This is a genomic window from Streptomyces sudanensis, assembly GCF_023614315.1.
GTDB classification, from domain to species: Bacteria; Actinomycetota; Actinomycetes; order Streptomycetales; family Streptomycetaceae; genus Streptomyces; species Streptomyces sudanensis.
The window spans coordinates 3,716,936-3,734,909 of record NZ_CP095474.1; the positions used below are offsets into that span (position 1 = coordinate 3,716,936).

At 71.3% G+C, this 17,974-nt stretch carries 11 protein-coding genes and 1 pseudogene; 10 read left to right on the plus strand and 2 right to left on the minus strand.

What is annotated here, in order from left to right; genetic code table 11:
• Positions 1 to 25 precede the first annotated feature (25 nt).
• The 3 genes and pseudogenes from MW084_RS17140 to MW084_RS17150 form a co-directional block, all read left to right on the plus strand.
• Positions 26 to 934, plus strand: a pseudogene (locus MW084_RS17140) (helix-turn-helix domain-containing protein); the annotation flags it as partial.
• Positions 931 to 1,122: a DUF397 domain-containing protein gene (locus tag MW084_RS17145; RefSeq protein WP_010474596.1), complete on the plus strand. Its 192-nt coding sequence runs from the start codon at positions 931 to 933 to the stop codon at positions 1,120 to 1,122. The pseudogene MW084_RS17140 and the gene MW084_RS17145, both read left to right, overlap by 4 nt.
• Before the next feature lie 123 nt (positions 1,123 to 1,245).
• Positions 1,246 to 1,437: a DUF397 domain-containing protein gene (locus MW084_RS17150; RefSeq protein ID WP_010474598.1), complete on the plus strand. Its 192-nt coding sequence runs from the start codon at positions 1,246 to 1,248 to the stop codon at positions 1,435 to 1,437.
• A gap of 134 nt (positions 1,438 to 1,571) precedes the next feature.
• Here MW084_RS17150 and MW084_RS17155 read toward each other — a convergent pair whose 3' ends face one another.
• Complete coding sequence (locus MW084_RS17155; RefSeq protein WP_010474599.1) at positions 1,572 to 3,218, minus strand: hypothetical protein; 1,647 nt, start codon at positions 3,216 to 3,218, stop codon at positions 1,572 to 1,574.
• A gap of 668 nt (positions 3,219 to 3,886) precedes the next feature.
• The gene (locus MW084_RS17160) at positions 3,887 to 5,416 is read right to left on the minus strand and encodes a UDP-N-acetylglucosamine 1-carboxyvinyltransferase (RefSeq protein WP_010474600.1); all 1,530 of its coding nucleotides are present in this window, start codon (positions 5,414 to 5,416) and stop codon (positions 3,887 to 3,889) included.
• Between the two features lie 704 nt (positions 5,417 to 6,120).
• On the opposite strand from MW084_RS17160, the gene MW084_RS17165 reads away from it, so the two are divergent.
• The 7 genes from MW084_RS17165 (at position 6,121) to MW084_RS17195 (ending at position 17,935) form a co-directional block, all read left to right on the plus strand.
• Positions 6,121 to 6,669: a GNAT family N-acetyltransferase gene (locus tag MW084_RS17165; RefSeq protein WP_010474601.1), complete on the plus strand. Its 549-nt coding sequence runs from the start codon at positions 6,121 to 6,123 to the stop codon at positions 6,667 to 6,669.
• A 558-nt stretch (positions 6,670 to 7,227) separates the two neighbouring features.
• Positions 7,228 to 10,062 (plus strand): aconitate hydratase, encoded by a 2,835-nt coding sequence (locus tag MW084_RS17170; RefSeq protein ID WP_010474602.1) that lies wholly within the window; start codon positions 7,228 to 7,230, stop codon positions 10,060 to 10,062.
• A 221-nt stretch (positions 10,063 to 10,283) separates the two neighbouring features.
• Entirely contained in the window at positions 10,284 to 12,380 is a 2,097-nt protein-coding gene (locus MW084_RS17175; protein WP_029553491.1) for a restriction endonuclease, read from the plus strand.
• A 313-nt stretch (positions 12,381 to 12,693) separates the two neighbouring features.
• Entirely contained in the window at positions 12,694 to 14,169 is a 1,476-nt protein-coding gene (ngcE, locus tag MW084_RS17180) for an N-acetylglucosamine/diacetylchitobiose ABC transporter substrate-binding protein (RefSeq protein WP_010470485.1), read from the plus strand.
• A gap of 126 nt (positions 14,170 to 14,295) precedes the next feature.
• Positions 14,296 to 15,219, plus strand: coding sequence for a carbohydrate ABC transporter permease (locus MW084_RS17185; RefSeq protein WP_010470487.1), 924 nt, complete (start codon positions 14,296 to 14,298; stop codon positions 15,217 to 15,219).
• Positions 15,220 to 15,252: 33 nt separating this feature from the next.
• Positions 15,253 to 16,170, plus strand: a complete 918-nt coding sequence (locus MW084_RS17190) for a carbohydrate ABC transporter permease (protein ID WP_420833770.1) — start codon at positions 15,253 to 15,255, stop codon at positions 16,168 to 16,170.
• A gap of 559 nt (positions 16,171 to 16,729) precedes the next feature.
• The gene (locus tag MW084_RS17195) at positions 16,730 to 17,935 is read left to right on the plus strand and encodes an ROK family transcriptional regulator (protein ID WP_010470491.1); all 1,206 of its coding nucleotides are present in this window, start codon (positions 16,730 to 16,732) and stop codon (positions 17,933 to 17,935) included.
• The last annotated feature ends 39 nt before the right edge of the window (positions 17,936 to 17,974 follow it).

Sequence of the window (17,974 nt, forward strand, 5' to 3'; positions counted from 1 at the left end):
CCTTCGCGTGTCTGTATAANNGNCNGGGGAGCGGGAGGTCCCGCCGGGGGAGCGGGAGGTCCCGCCGGGGGAGCGGGAAGTCCCGCCGAGCGAGCGGGAGGTTCCGCAAGGGGAGTGGGAGCGGGAGCCCCATCCGTCCGACAGCCTGCGCACGTTCGGCGCGGTCGTCCAGGCGCTGCGCGAGCACGCGGGCCTCAGCCGGGTTCAGCTCGCCGCCCGGGTCCAGTACTCCAAGCACACCGTGGAATCGGTGGAGTTGGGACGCCGGATGCCGGACGAGGCGTTCGTGGAGCGCGCGGAGGAGGCCCTCGGCAACACCGGCGCGCTGCGCAAGGCCGCCCGCCACCTGACGCGGGGCGAGGTGGGGCTCGCCGCGTGGTTCCGGCGGTGGGCCCGGCTGGAACGGGAGGCGGTGAGTCTGTGCACCTACGAGTGCAGGCTGGTGCCGGGCCTGCTGCAGTCGGAGGCGTACGCAAGGGCGGTGTTCGAGGGCGCGATCCCGTTGCGGACCGACGAGGAGCTGGAAGCGCAGCTCGCCGCGCGAATGGAGCGACAGGCGATGATGCGGGAGCGGCCGACGGTGCCGTTCAGCTTCATCATCGAGGAGCACGTGTTCCGGCGGGAGGTCGGGGAGCCGGGCGTGATGCGCGAGCTGGTGGAGCACGTACTGGAACACACCGCCCCGCGCAACGTGACGCTTCAGGTGGTACCGCTGGACGTCGGTCTGCACGCCTGCCTGGATGGGCCGGTGCAGGTGCTGGAGACCCCGGAAAGGCGGCGGCTCGGGTACTCCGAGGGACAGAAGAACGGGCGGCTGATCTCTGACCCGAAAGAGGTAAGTGTCCTCTGTCACCGCTATGACACACTGCGCTCGCAGGCCCTCAACCCCAAGATGTCCCGGGACCTGTTGGAGAAACTGCGAGGAGAGCTATGAGCAGCGGTACGACGGAACTCGCCTGGTTCAAGTCCAGCTACAGCGGCAGCGAGGGCGACAGCTGTGTGGAGATCGCGATGGCCGAACAGGCCGTCCACATAAGGGACTCCAAGGACGTGACCCGTCCGGCGTTCGCCGTCGGCCGTGACGGCTGGGGCCGGTTCGTACGGTTCGCGTCCGAGCGCTGAACGATTCGGGGTACGCCTTCGTCGTGCCGGTCGGGTACCGGAGTGGCGGAGGCCGCCCCCACCGTCCGGAGCCGCCGTGCGCATGGCGCCGATGGCGGTGACCACGCCCGCGAGAGGAGAACCATGAACAGCGGTACACCGGAACTCGCCTGGTTCAAGTCCAGTTACAGCGGCAGCGAGGGCGATGACTGCGTGGAGGTCGCGATGGCCGAACAGGCCGTCCACATAAGGGACTCCAAGGACGTGACCCGTCCGGCGTTCGCCGTCGGCCGTGGCGGCTGGGGCCGGTTCGTACGGTTCGCGTCGGAACGCTGAACGGCCGGAGGTGTACTGTCCGCCGCCTCGGAGGATGAGGCGGGGGACAGTACACCTTCTCGTTTCCCGTCCCGTTCCGTCCTGCCCCGTCGTGCCGGTGCCGGGCCGTACGGCGCGGCGGGCGAAGGGGCGGGTCAGGTCAGGGTGTTGCGCAGGTGGGGGCCGAGGTGGCCCACGTACACCTTTCCTGAACGGGGAGTGTCGTCGTAGAAGTGGAGGCGCGGGGAGATCGTGTTGCCCCCGCCTATCTTCAGGTGGGCCTGCATGAAGACCCGGCCGGTGTGGTGCACCGCCTTGGGGACCGGGAGCATCCGCTCGTTGCGCAGCTTCGCCTGGCGGGCGACGGTGTCCGACTCGCGCATCGCGATCTTGGCCGTGGGGAAGGGGAAGGCGCTGGAGGCGTCGGACTTGCACCAGCTCAGGAAGTCGCCCGAGACGGTGCCGTCGGCGGAGGCCCGGGCGAACTGGTCCAGGGCCAGCAGCCCGTCCCAGGCGACGTACAGCCAGTTGTCCACCGACTGACTGTCCAGGGACCGGGTGGTCTTGCGGTTCCCGGTGAACGCGATGCCGGGCAGCTCGCCCAGGCGCTCCAGCAGCTCGGAGAAGCTCGTCGGGTAGACGATGTCCGCGGCGACGGCCGGGGTGTGGGCGACGGTGAACTGGCCCGCCTCCTGCAACTTCTCGCGCAGGAAGCGTATGAGCCGCTGGGACTCCTTGACCTTGTCGTACAACTCCTCGTTCTCGCCGCGCAGTTCGTTGCCGGCGTGCTCCACCCGCGCGAGTTCCGCGTAGAGGTCGTTGATCTCGCTGACCCGGATGGCCTCCGCGTGCTCCGCCTCGCCCAGCAGGGCGGTGAGCGCCGCGTTCTCGGAGCGGAGCTGGGCGAGGTCCGTACCGTCCTGGACCGAGCGGGGGCGCGTGCGCGGGCGCGGGACGCTGAGCAGCGCGGGGGGCAGCGGCTGCCGTGAGGAGAACCGCTGGGGGAGCGCGGCGAGTATGGAGGCGGCGCGGCGGAGGTCGGCGTCGATGGTGCGCCGCGACATGACGGGGTGGTTCTGGGCGTCGGGCTTCCACGCCGGGTCGATCCCCGGCAAATAGGTGCGGACGCCGCCGCCGAAGACGGGGTGGTACTCCAGCGCGGCGTTGAACTTGACCTGCGCCTCCGGCGTGAGCACGTACAGCACGGCCAGTCCGTGCAGGTAGCGGAAGAGTGGTTCGACGACCGAGCGGGACCACTCGTCGGGGTCCTTCCCGTACGGCACCGTGGCGACGACGACGGGCATCCGCCGGTTGCCGTCGCACAGCTCCTCGACGGTGTCGTCGACGTCCTCGGCCTCGATGAAGACGGGCGCGGCGGTGACGTCGGCGAGCGCGTCACGCGCCTCCAGCGCGTCCAGGAGGGAACGGACGATGTTCGGCGTGTGGGCGCGCTTGGGGGCGTCGCCCTCGCGGGCCGGCTGGTGCTCGATGTCGAGCTGCACCCACGTGCGGCCCGCGTCCTCTTCGAGACCGGAGCGCACGATGAGCGTGGACTGCCAGGTGCCCGAGTCCGAGGAGGGCGTCTCGCGCATGCGCCACCGGCTGTACGCGCCCTTCCGGCCGGACTCCGAATCGCGGTCCAGGGTGGCGTGGGTGGCGATCTCGGTCCGCCCCTCGTCCAGCCCGGAGGGGTCGTAGCCCTTGCCGCGAATCCATTCGAGCATCCGCCGCTCGGCGATGCCGCACGCCTTGACGTAACTGAGTCTGGTCGAGACCACCATGCGGTAGCCGCGTGGTTCCATGAACGCTCCTCGCAGGGAAGGGGGACGGGGCGGTTCCGGAGGGCCCGGTTTCACGAGTCTGACGCGCACCGCCGACGGTTCCGGAAGTTCCGGATGCGGGGAGCGTCAGTGCGCCGCCCCGCACTCCTGTACGCCCCTGGGGCGGGGCANGGGNGGAGNGACCGGTGCGCGGGGTTGGTGTATGGAGGCGGTTCGGGGGCCGGGGCGGGACGAGCGGCCGTTGCCGCCGCCCCGTGGCCGATGAAACGGTCACCGAGTTCGCGAACGGGCGTGGGCTTCGGCTTCCGCGCGGCCTTCGCGGTGGACCTTTGCCGGGTGGTCCTCTTCGCCGCCGGCTTCTCGGCGCGGGAGTGTGCGGCTGATTCCTGCTTGCCGGTGTGAAAGCCGCAGGTTTGCCTTGGCCGAGAACTTCAGTCATACGAGGGCGGATTGTTCACGCAATCGTGCCGAACAGCCGGCCGGCCCCCCGCCCTCGGACGAGCCCACGACCGAACGCTTTCCCGCGTACTCGTTCCCTGCGCTCTTGCTCTGACCCCCGGTGTCCACGAGATGACGCCTTCGCTCCCGACCGGAAGCTCCGGAAAATACTCGAAGACGCCACCACACCTCTTCCCGCATCCTGTTCACACAGGTCGGAAGGGGTGTGGCGGCGTCTTGCCCGAGGACCCTCAGATGTCGCGGAAGGTCTCGATCTGGGCGCCCACCGAGTTGAGGCGCTCGGCGAGCTCCTCGTAGCCCCGGTTGATGACGTACACGTTGCGCAGGACGGAGGTGCCCTCGGCGGCCATCATCGCCAGGAGGACCACCACGGCGGGGCGCAGCGCCGGCGGGCACATCATCTCGGCGGCGCGCCAGCGGGTCGGGCCCTCGACGAGGACGCGGTGCGGGTCGAGGAGCTGGAGGCGTCCGCCGAGCCGGTTGAGGTCGGTCAGGTAGATGGCGCGGTTGTCGTAGACCCAGTCGTGGATGAGGCTCTTGCCCTGGGCGGAGGCGGCGATGGCCGCGAAGAACGGCACGTTGTCGATGTTCAGGCCGGGGAACGGCATGGGGTGGATCTTGTCGATGGGCGCCTCCAGCTTGGAGGGCCGCACGGTCAGGTCCGTCAGCCGGGTGCGGCCGTTGTCCGCGGTGTACTCGGTGGAGCGGTCGTGGTCCAGGCCCATCTCCTCCAGGACCGCCAGCTCGATCTCCAGGAACTCGATCGGCACCCGGCGGATCGTCAGCTCCGACTCGGTGACGACCGCCGCGGCCAGCAGGCTCATCGCCTCGACCGGGTCCTCGGACGGCGAGTAGTCCACGTCCACGTCGATGTGCGGGACGCCGTGCACGGTGAGCGTCGTCGTGCCGACGCCCTCCACGCGCACGCCGAGGGCCTCCAGGAAGAAGCACAGGTCCTGGACCATGTAGTTGGAGGACGCGTTACGGATGACGGTGGTGCCGTCGTGGCGGGCCGCCGCCAGGAGCGCGTTCTCGGTGACCGTGTCGCCGCGCTCGGTCAGGACGATCGGGCGGTCCGGGGAGACCGACGGGTCGATCTGGGCGTGGTACAGGCCCTCGGTGGCGGTGACGTCCAGGCCGAAGCGGCGCAGGGCGATCATGTGCGGCTCGATGGTGCGCGTCCCCAGGTCGCAGCCGCCGGCGTAGGGCAGCTTGAAGGAGCGCAGGCGGTGCAGGAGCGGCCCGAGGAACATGATGATCGAGCGGGTGCGGCGGGCCGCGTCCGCGTCGATGGCCTCCATCGTCAGCTCGGTGGGCGGGACGATCTCCAGGTCCTTGCCCTCGTTGATCCAGCGGGCGCGGACGCCGATGGAGCTGAGGACCTCCAGGAGCCGGTAGACCTCCTCGATCCGCGCGACCCGGCGCAGGACGGTGCGGCCCTTGTTCAGCAGCGAGGCGCACAGCAGCGCCACGCACGCGTTCTTGCTCGTCTTCACGTCGATGGCGCCGGACAGGCGACGGCCGCCGACCACCCGCAGGTGCATGGGACCCGCGTAGCCCAGCGACACGATCTCGCTGTCCAACGCCTCACCGATGCGGGCGATCATCTCAAGGCTGATGTTCTGATTGCCGCGTTCGATGCGGTTCACGGCGCTCTGACTGGTGCTCAGTGCCGTGGCGAGCTGCGCCTGTGTCCAGCCCCGATGCTGCCGGGCGTCACGGATGAGCCTGCCGATGCGTACGAGGTAGTCGTCTGTCATGGCGTCAGGCTATCTCAGATATGAGATGATCTTCTCGTCGGACTGCGCCGTGCGGGTGGTGGTCCACGCCGCGTCGCAAGGACGTCACGACGACTGAGCCTGCGTCACGTATGGAGATGTACCCACCTGTTTTTCTTATTCCTCAAATATCACCCGAAACGATGCTTATCGGGCAATGTGCTCTGGATGGCGGGTGAAGTGCCGTGCGCGACCGGGAGTGCGGGGCGGGTAGTGCGGGGCGGGCGGCGGGGGTGTCGCCGTCGGGGTTCCGGTCGGTGCCCCTCGCGGCGGACCCGCACGCGCCTCCCGGGCACGGAGGTGCCGGGATGGGGTATGGAAAGGCGCTCAGCCTAGGACCCGAAGATATGAAAAGCAAAACGCCGGGGATGGGCCGAAGTGCAGGGCCCGGACGGCGCCCTGCCCCACCCGCCTCATTCATCCCTCGCTGCTCGCGTTGCCCGTCCTCTCCCTTCCNGCCCGCCCATCGTGCCCGCCCAGGGGTCGTCCGCCCCNCCCTCCTGTGCCCGCCCGCCGCGGCGACGGTGCCGATGGCCGGACAGGGGGTCCCCCTCGGGCGACGGGGCCCGGCCGGCGGACGGGTGCCGGTCCGCCGGGACCGTTCCGAACGGTGAAGCGCCGTAAGGGACTTCGGGTCGCCTCCTCCCCTGGTTCCGCAGTCACCGGGGTGCGGTAGGTTGCCCGCCGTGCCCGGACTCGACCCCGCCGCCTGGCCGCCCGCCCCGAGAAGGGCCGAACGGCTCGTGCTCCGCGAGTCGGAGCCCCGGGACCGTGCGGCGTTCGTCGACCTGTTCGCCTCACCGGAGGTGCACGCCCACCTCGGTGGTCCCCGGCCGCGTGACGAGCTCGAACGCGTGATGCCCGAGGTGCCGGGGCGGCGCCCCGGCCTCTTCGTGGTCGATCTCGACGGAACGATGATCGGTACGGTCACGTTCGAGCGGCGCGGCGCGGAGCGCCCGGGGCACGTCCGCCCGGACGCCGGGGAGGCCGAGCTCGGCTACGTGTTCCTGCCCGGGGCGTGGGGACACGGGTACGCCGCCGAGGCGTGCGCGGCGGCACTCGACTGGTTCGCCGGCGCGTTCCCCGGCGAACCGGTGGTGCTCTGCACCCGGACCGCCAACGACCGCTCGATGCGCCTCGCGGCGAGGCTGGGGTTCACCGAGGTGGAGCGGTTCGAGGAGTACGGCGCCGAGCAGTGGTTCGGCGTGTGGTACCCGGTCACGACGCCCGGTTGATCCCCGTGGTGAAGGGCTTCGCCCCGCTGCCCGGTCGCGCTGCCCGGTCGCGGCGCCCGGCTGAGCCCCGTACCGGAGGGCCTCGCCCCGCTGCCCGGTCACGCTGCCCGGTTGATCCCCGTGGTGGAGGGCCTCGCCCCGCCGCCTGGTCACGCCGCCCGGTCACGTTGCCCGGACGGCGGTGTCCGGACGGCCGCGCGTACGCGGAGACCGGGAGACCGTACGGGACGGGAAGCCCGCCGCGTCCCGTACGGCCGGGGCCGGGGCCGGGACCGGGCCCGGGGAGCCGGGGCGAGGGCGGGCCCACCGGCAGGGAAGCCGGACGGCGCGGGTGGCTGCCGGGCGCCCTGCCGCCCCGGTCACGGGCAAAGGGCGTCGGCACATGACCGGAAGGCGGTGATGTACTAGAGTTATCTCGACATCGAGATATCTGCTGACGACGCACCGCGGCCGCTCGGGCGGGTAAGGCAATCCTAAGTAAGTCTTACCTTAACGGACCGGCGGGATGCCGGGGCGGCAGGATGCGGTTGAACGCGCACATTGATGAAGGAGACTGTCGTGTCGGCGAACAGCTTCGACGCCCGCAGCACGCTGCGCGTGGGCGACGAGTCGTACGAGATCTTCCGGCTGGACAAGGTTGAGGGCTCGGCCCGCCTGCCGTACAGCCTCAAGGTCCTGCTGGAGAACCTGCTCCGCACCGAGGACGGCGCGAACATCACCGCCGACCACATCCGGGCCCTCGGCGGCTGGGACTCCCAGGCCCAGCCGAGCCAGGAGATCCAGTTCACCCCGGCCCGTGTGATCATGCAGGACTTCACCGGCGTCCCGTGCGTCGTGGACCTCGCCACCATGCGCGAGGCCGTCAAGGAGCTCGGCGGCGACCCGTCGAAGATCAACCCGCTGGCCCCGGCCGAGCTGGTCATCGACCACTCCGTCATCGCCGACAAGTTCGGCACCCGCGACTCCTTCGCGCAGAACGTCGAGCTGGAGTACGGCCGCAACAAGGAGCGCTACCAGTTCCTGCGCTGGGGCCAGACCGCCTTCGACGAGTTCAAGGTCGTCCCGCCCGGCACCGGCATCGTCCACCAGGTGAACATCGAGCACCTGGCCCGCACGGTCATGGTCCGCGGCGGCCAGGCGTACCCCGACACCCTCGTCGGCACCGACTCGCACACCACCATGGTCAACGGCCTCGGCGTCCTCGGCTGGGGCGTCGGCGGCATCGAGGCCGAGGCGGCCATGCTGGGCCAGCCGGTCTCCATGCTCATCCCGCGCGTCGTCGGCTTCAAGCTGACCGGCGAGCTGCCCACCGGCACCACCGCCACCGACCTGGTGCTCACCATCACCGAGATGCTGCGCAAGCACGGCGTCGTCGGCAAGTTCGTCGAGTTCTACGGCGAGGGCGTCGCGGCCACCAGCCTCGCCAACCGCGCCACCATCGGCAACATGTCGCCCGAGTTCGGCTCCACCGCCGCGATCTTCCCGATCGACGACGAGACGCTGAACTACCTCAAGCTCACCGGCCGTTCCGAGCAGCAGGTCGCGCTCGTCGAGGCGTACGCCAAGGAGCAGGGCCTCTGGCTGGACCCGTCCGCCGAGCCGGACTTCTCCGAGAAGCTGGAGCTGGACCTCTCCACCGTCGTCCCCTCCATCGCCGGCCCCAAGCGCCCGCAGGACCGCATCGTCCTGGCCGACGCCGCCGAGCAGTTCAGGCGCGACGTCCTCAACTACGTCGAGGCGGGCGTGACCGGCGGCGACGACCGCGAGCCGGGCGTCCCGCAGCAGGAGCAGCCGCACGGCGTGGCCTCCCCGGTCGACGAGGCGAGCGCCGAGTCCTTCCCGGCCTCCGACGCCCCCGCCTACGGCCACGACGACAACGGCGCCGGCGCCCCGCAGCACGAGGGCGGCGCGGTCGACTCGGTGCCGAGCAACCCGGTCACCGTCACCGCCCCCGACGGCTCGACGTACGAGCTCGACCACGGCGCCGTCACGGTCGCCGCGATCACCTCCTGCACCAACACCTCCAACCCGTACGTGATGGTCGCCGCCGCGCTCGTCGCGAAGAAGGCCGTCGAGAAGGGCCTGACCCGCAAGCCGTGGGTCAAGACCACCCTCGCCCCGGGCTCCAAGGTCGTCACCGACTACTTCGACAAGGCGGGCCTCACCCCGTACCTCGACAAGGTCGGCTTCAACCTCGTCGGCTACGGCTGCACCACCTGCATCGGCAACTCCGGCCCGCTGCCGGAGGAGGTCTCCGAGGCCGTCAACGAGCACGACCTCGCCGTCGTGTCCGTCCTCTCCGGCAACCGGAACTTCGAGGGCCGGATCAACCCGGACGTCAAGATGAACTACCTGGCGTCCCCGCCGCTGGTCGTCGCGTACGCCCTCGCCGGCTCCATGAAGGTGGACATCACCAAGGACGCCCTCGGCACCGACCAGGACGGCAACTCGGTCTACCTCAGGGACGTCTGGCCGACCGAGGCCGAGGTCAACGACGTCGTCGCGGGCGCCATCGGCGAGGACATGTTCTCCAAGTCCTACAGCGACGTCTTCGCGGGCGACGCCCAGTGGCAGGCCCTGCCGATCCCCACCGGCGACACCTTCGAGTGGGACCCGCAGTCCACCTACGTCCGCAAGCCCCCGTACTTCGAGGGCATGACCATGGACCCGGCCCCGGTCGAGGACATCACCGGCGCCCGCGTCCTGGCCAAGCTGGGCGACTCGGTCACCACCGACCACATCTCCCCGGCCGGCGCCATCAAGGCCGACACCCCGGCCGGCAAGTACCTCACGGAGCACGGCGTCGAGCGCCGCGACTTCAACAGCTACGGCTCCCGCCGCGGCAACCACGAGGTCATGATCCGCGGCACGTTCGCCAACATCCGCCTGCGCAACCAGATCGCGCCGGGCACCGAGGGCGGCTACACGCGCGACTTCACGCAGGAGGGCGGCCCGGTCTCCTTCATCTACGACGCCTCCCAGAACTACCAGGCCGCCGGCATCCCGCTGGTCGTCCTGGCCGGCAAGGAGTACGGCTCCGGCTCGTCCCGCGACTGGGCCGCCAAGGGCACCGCGCTCCTCGGCGTCAAGGCCGTCATCGCCGAGTCGTACGAGCGCATCCACCGCTCGAACCTCATCGGCATGGGCGTCCTGCCGCTCCAGTTCCCCGAGGGCGCCTCCGCCGAGTCCCTCGGCCTGACCGGCGAGGAAACCTTCTCCGTCTCCGGCGTCACCGAGCTGAACGAGGGCACCACGCCGCGCACGGTCAAGGTCACCACCGACACGGGCGTCGAGTTCGACGCGGTCGTCCGCATCGACACCCCCGGTGAGGCCGACTACTACCGCAACGGCGGCATCATGCAGTACGTGCTGCGCAACCTGATCCGCGGCTGAGCCCCCGGCAGACCAGCACCGGAGGGCCGCACCCCGTCTCCACGGGGTGCGGCCCTCCGGCCGTCTCCGGGGCCCGGAGGCGGGCNGACGGGCGGGAGCACGTGCCCGGCGGGAGGACCGGGGGCCGGGTGGATAGGCGGGACGGCGATCGCTGACTAGAGTCCTCTCGTCACAACCGGTTGTGGGGACAACCGGGTTGCCTCGGGGAGGGCTTGCAGCACATGAGTCGTCGCTCTACCGGTCTCGTCGGCGTCTGGGTCGAAACGCAACGGCAGCAACAGCGCCAGCTGGAAGCCGAAGCCAGGCGGCGGAGGCAGCAGGAGCAGCAGGCGCGGGCCCACCAGCGGCGAGCCGCCCAGAGCTACCGCGAGTACCGGCAGGCGGAGGCCCTGCGACGCACGCAGGAACTGGACGCGCAGGTCGCGTCATTGCAGGGCCTCCTCGCCCGGGGCTGTCAGGCTCCCGCCTTCAGGGCCGCCTCCCTCATACGACCCGAGGAGGTCCAGCCCTTCGCTCCGGGTCCGCTGGCGCAGCCGGTGCCCATGCCGGACTTCAGCCACTATCAGGTGCAGAGCGGCTGGACCGCGAGCCGCCGGGCCCAGGCACAGGCGGAGGCCAGGGCCCGCTTCGAGCAGGACTGGCACGCGGCCCAAGCCGCGGAGACCCGGCGGCAGCAGCAGCTCGCGTCGTACCGGCGGGAGTACCAGGCGTGGGCGGACGCCCGGCTGGCCGACGTACGGCGGCACAACGCCGATGTCACCACGATGGCCGAAGGCGTGAGCCGCCGGGACCCCGACTCCGTGATCGAGTACTTCACCGCGGCCCTCTACGCCTCGACGGCGTGGCCGGAGGGTTTCCCCCGTCAGGTGGGAGCGGCCTACGACCCGGCGGCCGGGCAGTTGGTGCTGGACTGGGAACTGCCCGACTACGGCATCGTGCCGGCGGTCAAGGCCGTCCGGTACTTGTCCAGTACCGATCAGGACAGGGAGACCTCTCGCCCAGTGGGCCAGCGCCGTGCCCTGTACCGGGAGGTCCTGGCCCAGTGCACGCTGCTCGTCCTGCACGAACTGTTCGCGGCCGACGAGTCGGGCGCACTGGACTCGGTGGCCCTGAACGGGTTCGTCGACGGTCACGACCCCGTGACGGGCCGACCGGGCCACATCTTCCTCGTCACCGCCATGGTCTCGCGTCGTTCGTTCCGCGACCTGCACCTGGCACAGGTGGACGCGGGGAGCTGCCTGTCCGACGCGCTGCGCGGCCAGGTATCGGCCCGACCCGACCAACTCGTACCGGTCCGGCCGGGCAGGCGCCCGCACGACGTCGGCAACCGCGTCGTCACCCACGGCGGCGACGAGGAACCGGACCTGTTCGACATGGACCCGGTCGCCTTCGAGGGCCTCGTCGCCGACCTCTTCCGGGCCATGGGGATGCAGGCGGTGACCACCCAGCGTTCGAACGACGGCGGCGTGGACGTCGACGCGCTGGACCCGACGCCGATCCGCGGCGGCAAGATCGTCGTGCAGGTGAAGCGCTACCGCAACACCGTGCCCCCCGCCGCCGTGCGCGACCTGTACGGGACCGTGCAGGACGCCGGCGCCAACAAGGGCGTCCTCGTCACGACGTCGCGATTCGGCCCCGGCTCGCACGCCTTCGCCAACGGCAAGCCCCTGGAACTCGTCTCGGGCCCCGAGCTCGTCGACCTGTTGCACCGCCACGGGCTGCGCGGCCGACTGGGCGAGCGCGGGCGCCCGAGGGAGGACGGCCGGCAGAGTGCGGGCGAGCGCCGGGAGCCGGCACGGACGGCACCCTCGGAGTCGGCCCCGGGACTGCCCGGCGACTACAACGTCCTGGGCATGTCGTGGGCCGGCAGCGTCGCCCTGGACGTGTGCGCCCTCGTCTGCCGCGGCGACCGCATCCTCAGCGACGACCACTTCGTCTTCTTCAACAACCCCCGGACGCCGGACGGTTCGGTGCGTGCCCTTCCCGCCACCGCGCCCGACAAGGCCGCGCTCTGCGTCTCCTTCGACGGGCTGCCCGACGAGGCCGACCGGTTCGTCCTGGTGGCCGCCGTCGATCCGGACGTCGATCCGGACGCCGATCTCTCCGGTTTCACGGACGCCTGTATCCGCCTGCTCGACCCGGAGTTGTCCGAGCTGGGACGGCTTGAGGTCTCCGACGGCCGACCGCGCGAAACCGCCCTGGTACTTGGCTCCTTCCGCCGGAGGCCGAATGGGGACTGGGACTTCGTCCTGGGCGGCAAGGGCTACCCGGGGGGTCTGGAGGAACTCGTCCAGGACTTCGGCATCGAGGTGCGGTAGGCCCGTGGAGCTCCCGGTGTCACCATGCCGCGCGGCTCCCGTCCGGGCCCGGCCGGCGGCCTCCGAGGTCTCGACTGGGGAAAGACTCCCGCCGAATACTGTCATCGATCTTGCTCCCCCGGGCCGGGGCGGACTATACCTGTCGGCGTCCGCACGGCCGTTCGTCCGAGCAGCCGGGTGGGTGCACGACTCCCTGCACCAATCGGCAAGACCCAGCTGCGACGAGAGCGCGGTGACGGGGCCCTTCGCCTGAGGCGAGCTGTACGGGTGACCGGCGCACCGCCCGAGTCCTGGAGAAGGCGAGGACGTGAGCATGGGATCCACCTCCGCCCCCGGCGACGGCCCCACCCCGGAAGGCACCGGGCGGCGCGCGGCCCCCGGCCGCCGCGACCTGCTCCGGCGGTCCGCCGCCCTCGGCCTGGCCGCCGTCCCCGCGACGGGCCTGCTGGCCGCCTGCGCCACCGGCGGCGCGGGCAACGGCGCCGGCCCCACGGCCGCCGCGGGCGAGAAGACCGCGAAGAACCCCCTCGGCGTGAAGGAGGGCGCCCCGCTGGAGGCGTTCGTCTTCAAGGGCGGGCTCGGCGACCAGTACGTGAAGGACGCCGAGGCCGACTACCGGGCCGCGTACCGGGCCGAGGTGAAGCACACCGGTACCCAGCAGGTCGGTCCCAAGCTCACCCCGCGCTTCGCCGGCGGCAACCCGCCCGACGTCGTCGACAACTCCGGTGCCGACCGCCTGGACATGAACAAGCTGTCCACTCAGGGCCAGCTGAAGGACCTCGCCGCGCTGCTCGACGCGCCCTCCCTCGACGACCCGGCGAGGAGGGTGCGCGACACCATCCACCCCAGCACCCTGGAGAAGGGCCTGCACGGCGACACGTTCGACGTGCTCTACTACGCCTTCACCGTCTACGGCACCTGGTACTCCCGGAAGCTCCTCGGCTCCAGGGGCTGGGCGTACCCGAAGACCCTCGACGAGATGGTCGCGCTCTGCGGCGAGATCAAGAAGGCCGGCATCGCGCCCTGGACGTACGCCGGCAAGTACCCGTACTACGTCCACTTCACCCTGTTCGGCCAGATAGCCAAGATCGGCGGCATGGAGAAGTGGATCGCCATCGACAACCTGGAGCCGAACGCCTGGACGTCCAACGACGCCGTCCGCCAGGTCGCCGAGCACTACGAGGAACTCGCCGCGAAGAAGTACTTCCTGGAGGGCAGTCAGGGCCTCACCCACATCCAGTCGCAGACCGCCTGGACCAAGGGGAAGGCGGTCTTCCTCCCCAACGGCTCCTGGGTCGAGAACGAGTCCGCGCCCACCACCCCGGACGGCTTCGGCATGTCGGTGGGCGCCCTCCTCGACGGCGGCGGTGACGCGATGCCGCACGGCACCCTGCGCGCCGAGCCGAGCGAGCCGTACCTCGTCGCCGCGAGGGGCCGGAACCCGATCGGCGGCATGGAACTGCTGCGCATCATGCTGTCGAAGAAGCACGCGCGGAACTTCGCGGCGAAGGTGAAGTCGCTGACGTGCGTCGTGGACGCCACGCGGGGCATGGCCCTCTCGCCGGGCCTGGCCTCCGCCGACAGGGCCTTCAGGGCGGCGGGGAAGAACCTCGTCAACCTCCAGTTGCAGGAGTGGTACCCGACGCTCACCGACCAGAAGATCGGCGGCCTCACCGGGCAGTTGCTCACCGGCGAGATCAAGGCGGCCGACTGGATCAGGGGCACCCAGGCGGCGGCCGACAGGGTGGCCCGCGACGACTCCGTCACCAAGTTCGAACGCACCGCCTGACCCGCGGCGGCGACCGCCCGACCCGGCCGCGCCGCCCGGTCCCGTTCCGACCGCACCGCCCGTCCCGTACCGACGACCAGCCGCCCCGCCGACGCCGCGGGACCGGAAGAGGGGAGCCGGGAGCCCGTGCACCACGGAAAACGCCGCTTCGTCGTGGGCTTCCTGGCCGCGCCGCTGCTGCTCTACGCCGTCTTCGTGATCTCGCCCTTCGTCCAGGCGTTCCAGATCTCCCTGACCGACTGGTCCGGCCTGGTCGGCACCGCCGAGTTCGTCGGCCTGGACAACTTCGCCCGGCTGTGGGACGACGAGGACTTCTGGAACGCCCTGCGCCACAACCTCTTCCTGCTGGCGCTCGTACCGCTGGTCACCCTCGCCCTCGGGCTGTTCTTCGCCTTCATGCTCAACGTGGGCGGCAGGCGCCGGCGGAACGAGGTGGTCACGGGTGTCGCCGGCGCGCGGTTCTACACGTTCGTCTTCTTCTTCCCGCAGGTCGTGTCCGTCACGATCATCGCCGTCATCTGGCTCAACGTCTACAACCCCGACCCGGACGACGGCATGCTCAACGCGCTCCTCGGCGCCGTCGGCCTGGACGGCCTGCAGAACGCCTGGCTCGGGGAGCGGAGCATCGCCCTGTGGTGCATCGGCGCAGTCATGGTGTGGGGCCACGTCGGCTTCTACGTGGTGCTGTTCTCCGCCGCCATGTCGTCCATCCCGCGCGAGGTGTACGAGGCGGCCCTGCTCGACGGCGCCAACCGGTTCGACACCCTCTTCCGGATCACGCTGCCCCTGCTGTGGGACACCGTCCAGACCGGCTGGGTGTACATGGGCATCATCGCGCTGGACGGCTTCGCGCTGGTCCAGATCATGTCCGGGAACGGAGGAGGCCCCTCCGGCGCCGCGGACGTGATGCCGCTCAGGCTCTACGAGACGGCCTTCACCAACAGCCGGTTCGGGTACGCCGCCGCGATGGGCGTCGCGATGCTCGTGGTCACGATGGTCTTCGCCGTCCTCGCTCTGCGCCTCGGGCGCCGTGAGCGCGTCGAGTACTAGTACCAGGGGAGGCCGTCCGTGGACACCGAAGAGATCCGGAAGGCGGACGGGCCGGCGCCCGGCCGCCGGCCCGCCGCCACCGGCCGGGCGCCGCGCCGCGTCCCGCGGAGGCCCGCCGAGGGCGCGGTCCTCAACGTCTTCTCCCACGGCATCCTCGCGCTGTGGGCGCTGATGGTGGGCGTCCCGCTGCTGTGGGTGCTGTGGAGCTCCTTCAAGGACAGCGGGAGCATCCTCGGCGACCCGTGGGCCCTGCCCACCGTCCTGCACTGGGAGAACTGGCCCAACGCCTGGAACGAGGCGAGCATGGGCCGGTACTTCGTCAACACGGTCGTCGTCGTGGGGGGTTCCGTCACCGGCACGATGGTGCTGGGCTCGATGGCCGCCTACGCGCTGGCCCGCTTCGACTTCCCCGGGAACCGGCTCGTCTACTACCTGTTCGTCGCCGGCATGTCCTTCCCCGTGTTCATGCTGGTGGTCCCGCTGTTCTTCGTGCTGCGGGACTTCCCCGGCACGTCGCTGCTGGCGACGCACCACGGGCTGATCCTCGTCTACATCGCGTACTCGCTGCCGTTCACCGTCTTCTTCATGACGGCGTTCTTCCGGACGCTGCCGACCTCCGTGGCGGAGGCGGCGGCGATCGACGGCGCCTCGCACACCAGGACGTTCTTCCAGATCATGCTGCCCATGGCCAGGCCGGGGCTGGTCAGCGTCGGCATCTTCAACTTCCTGGGGCAGTGGAACCAGTACCTGCTGCCGATGGTGCTGAACCAGCAGGAGGACACGTACGTCCTCACCCAGGGCCTCGCCATGATCGCGCTCCAGCAGGGCTACCGGGGCGACTGGGGCGCGCTGATGGCCGGGATGACGATCGCCATGCTCCCGGTACTGGTGGTGTACGCGGTCTTCCAGCGGCAGGTGCAGGCGGGGCTGACGGCCGGCGCCCTGAAGTGAGGGCGGCTGCCCGGGGACGGTCCTGAGGCGGGCGCGACCCGGAAGGGCGAGACGGCGACCCTGAGACCCGAGACGCCGGCCCTGAGAGCCGAGACGGCGACCCTGAGATCCAAGACGGCGCCCCTGAGATCCAAGACGGCGACCCTGAGATCCAAGACGGTGACCTGAGGGGCGGCGCCCCGGGGGCTCAGGGGTCCGGCGTCTCAGGGGCCTGGCGTCTCAGGGGTCCGGTGTCCGTCCCCGGGGCCTGACGTCTCAGGGGCCTGGGTCCCGGGAACCGGGGCCCAGGAGGAGGCCGGGCTGGAGTACGCCCCGGGGGGCGGACCCCAAGGGGAGGACGGCCCGGAGTCCGGCTCCCGGGAGGGCCGGGCACCCGCGCGCCACGGCGTACCGGCTCCGGAGCGCGGGTTCCGCGCACCCCTGCCCCGGTATGCCGGGCCTGGCCGGAAATCGACCGCTCTCCCGGGTTTCGCGCTCCCGGCTCCCTTGACGCGCGGTGGCGCGAAACGCTCAGGTTAGAGTTCACCAGGCGGAGAGAGCAGCGGGAATGAGAGAGCCGATGGAGACCCCGGGGTCGCAGACGTCCCTGCATCGCGCCAACCTCGAACGGGTCGTGCGTGCCGTCCGCATGGCCGGTTCGCTCACCCAGGCGGAGATCGCCAGAGCCACCGGCCTGTCCGCCGCCACGGTCTCCAACATCGTGCGGGAGCTGAAGGACGGCGGCACGGTCGAGGTCACCCCGACCTCCGCGGGGGGCCGCCGGGCCCGCAGCGTCTCGCTCAGCGGTGACGCCGGAGCCGTCGTCGGCGTCGACCTCGGCCACACCCACCTGCGCGTCGCCGTCGGCACCCTCGCCCACCGGGTGCTCACCGAGGAGTCCGAGCCGCTGGACCCGGGCACCTCGTGCGCCGAGGGCCTCGACCGGGCGGAACGGCTGGTCAGGCGGCTGATCGGGGAAGCCGGCGTCAGCCCCGGCAAGGTGATCGGCGTCGGTCTCGGCCTCCCCGGCCCGATCGGCGCCGCCCCCGGCGCACCCGGCGCCGCGCCGGTCCCGCCGGGCCGGGCCGCCGCCGACCCCGGCCGGGAGCTCTCCGCCCGCCTCGGGGCCCCGGTGTACGTGGACGACGACGCCCGCCTCGGCGCCCTCGGCGAGCTGGTGTGGGGGGCCGGCCGGGGCGTGCGCGACCTCGCGTACGTCAGGGTCGCCGACGGCGTCGGCGCCGGCCTCGTCATCGACGGGCGGATCTACCGTGGCCCCGGCGGCACCGCGGGGGAGATCGGGCACATCACCCTCGACGAGTCGGGCCCCGTCTGCCGCTGCGGCAACCGCGGCTGCCTGGAGACCTTCACGGCCGCGCGGTACGTCCTGCCGCTGCTCCGGCCCGGCCACGGCCCCGACCTGACCATGGCGGGGGTCGTCCGGCTCGCCCGCGAGGGCGACCCCGGCTGCCGCCGCGTCCTCGCCGACGTGGGCCGCCACATCGGCAGCGGCGTCGCCAGCCTCTGCAACCTGCTCAACCCCAGCCGGGTCGTCCTCGGCGGCGACCTCGCGGAAGCCGGCGAACTGGTCCTGGCACCCCTCCGCGAGTCCGTCTCGCGGTACGCGATCCCCAGCGCGGCCCGGCACCTCACGGTGGTCTCCGGGGCGCTCGGCGGGCGCGCGGAGGTGCTGGGCGCCCTCGCCCTCGTACTGAACGAGATGGGCGACTCGACCCTCCTGGGCGGGACCCGCCGAGCCGGCGGCCGGGCCCCCGCGTCCGTGTAGCCGCCCCCGCGCCTCCGTATCGCTCCCGCGCCATTCCGA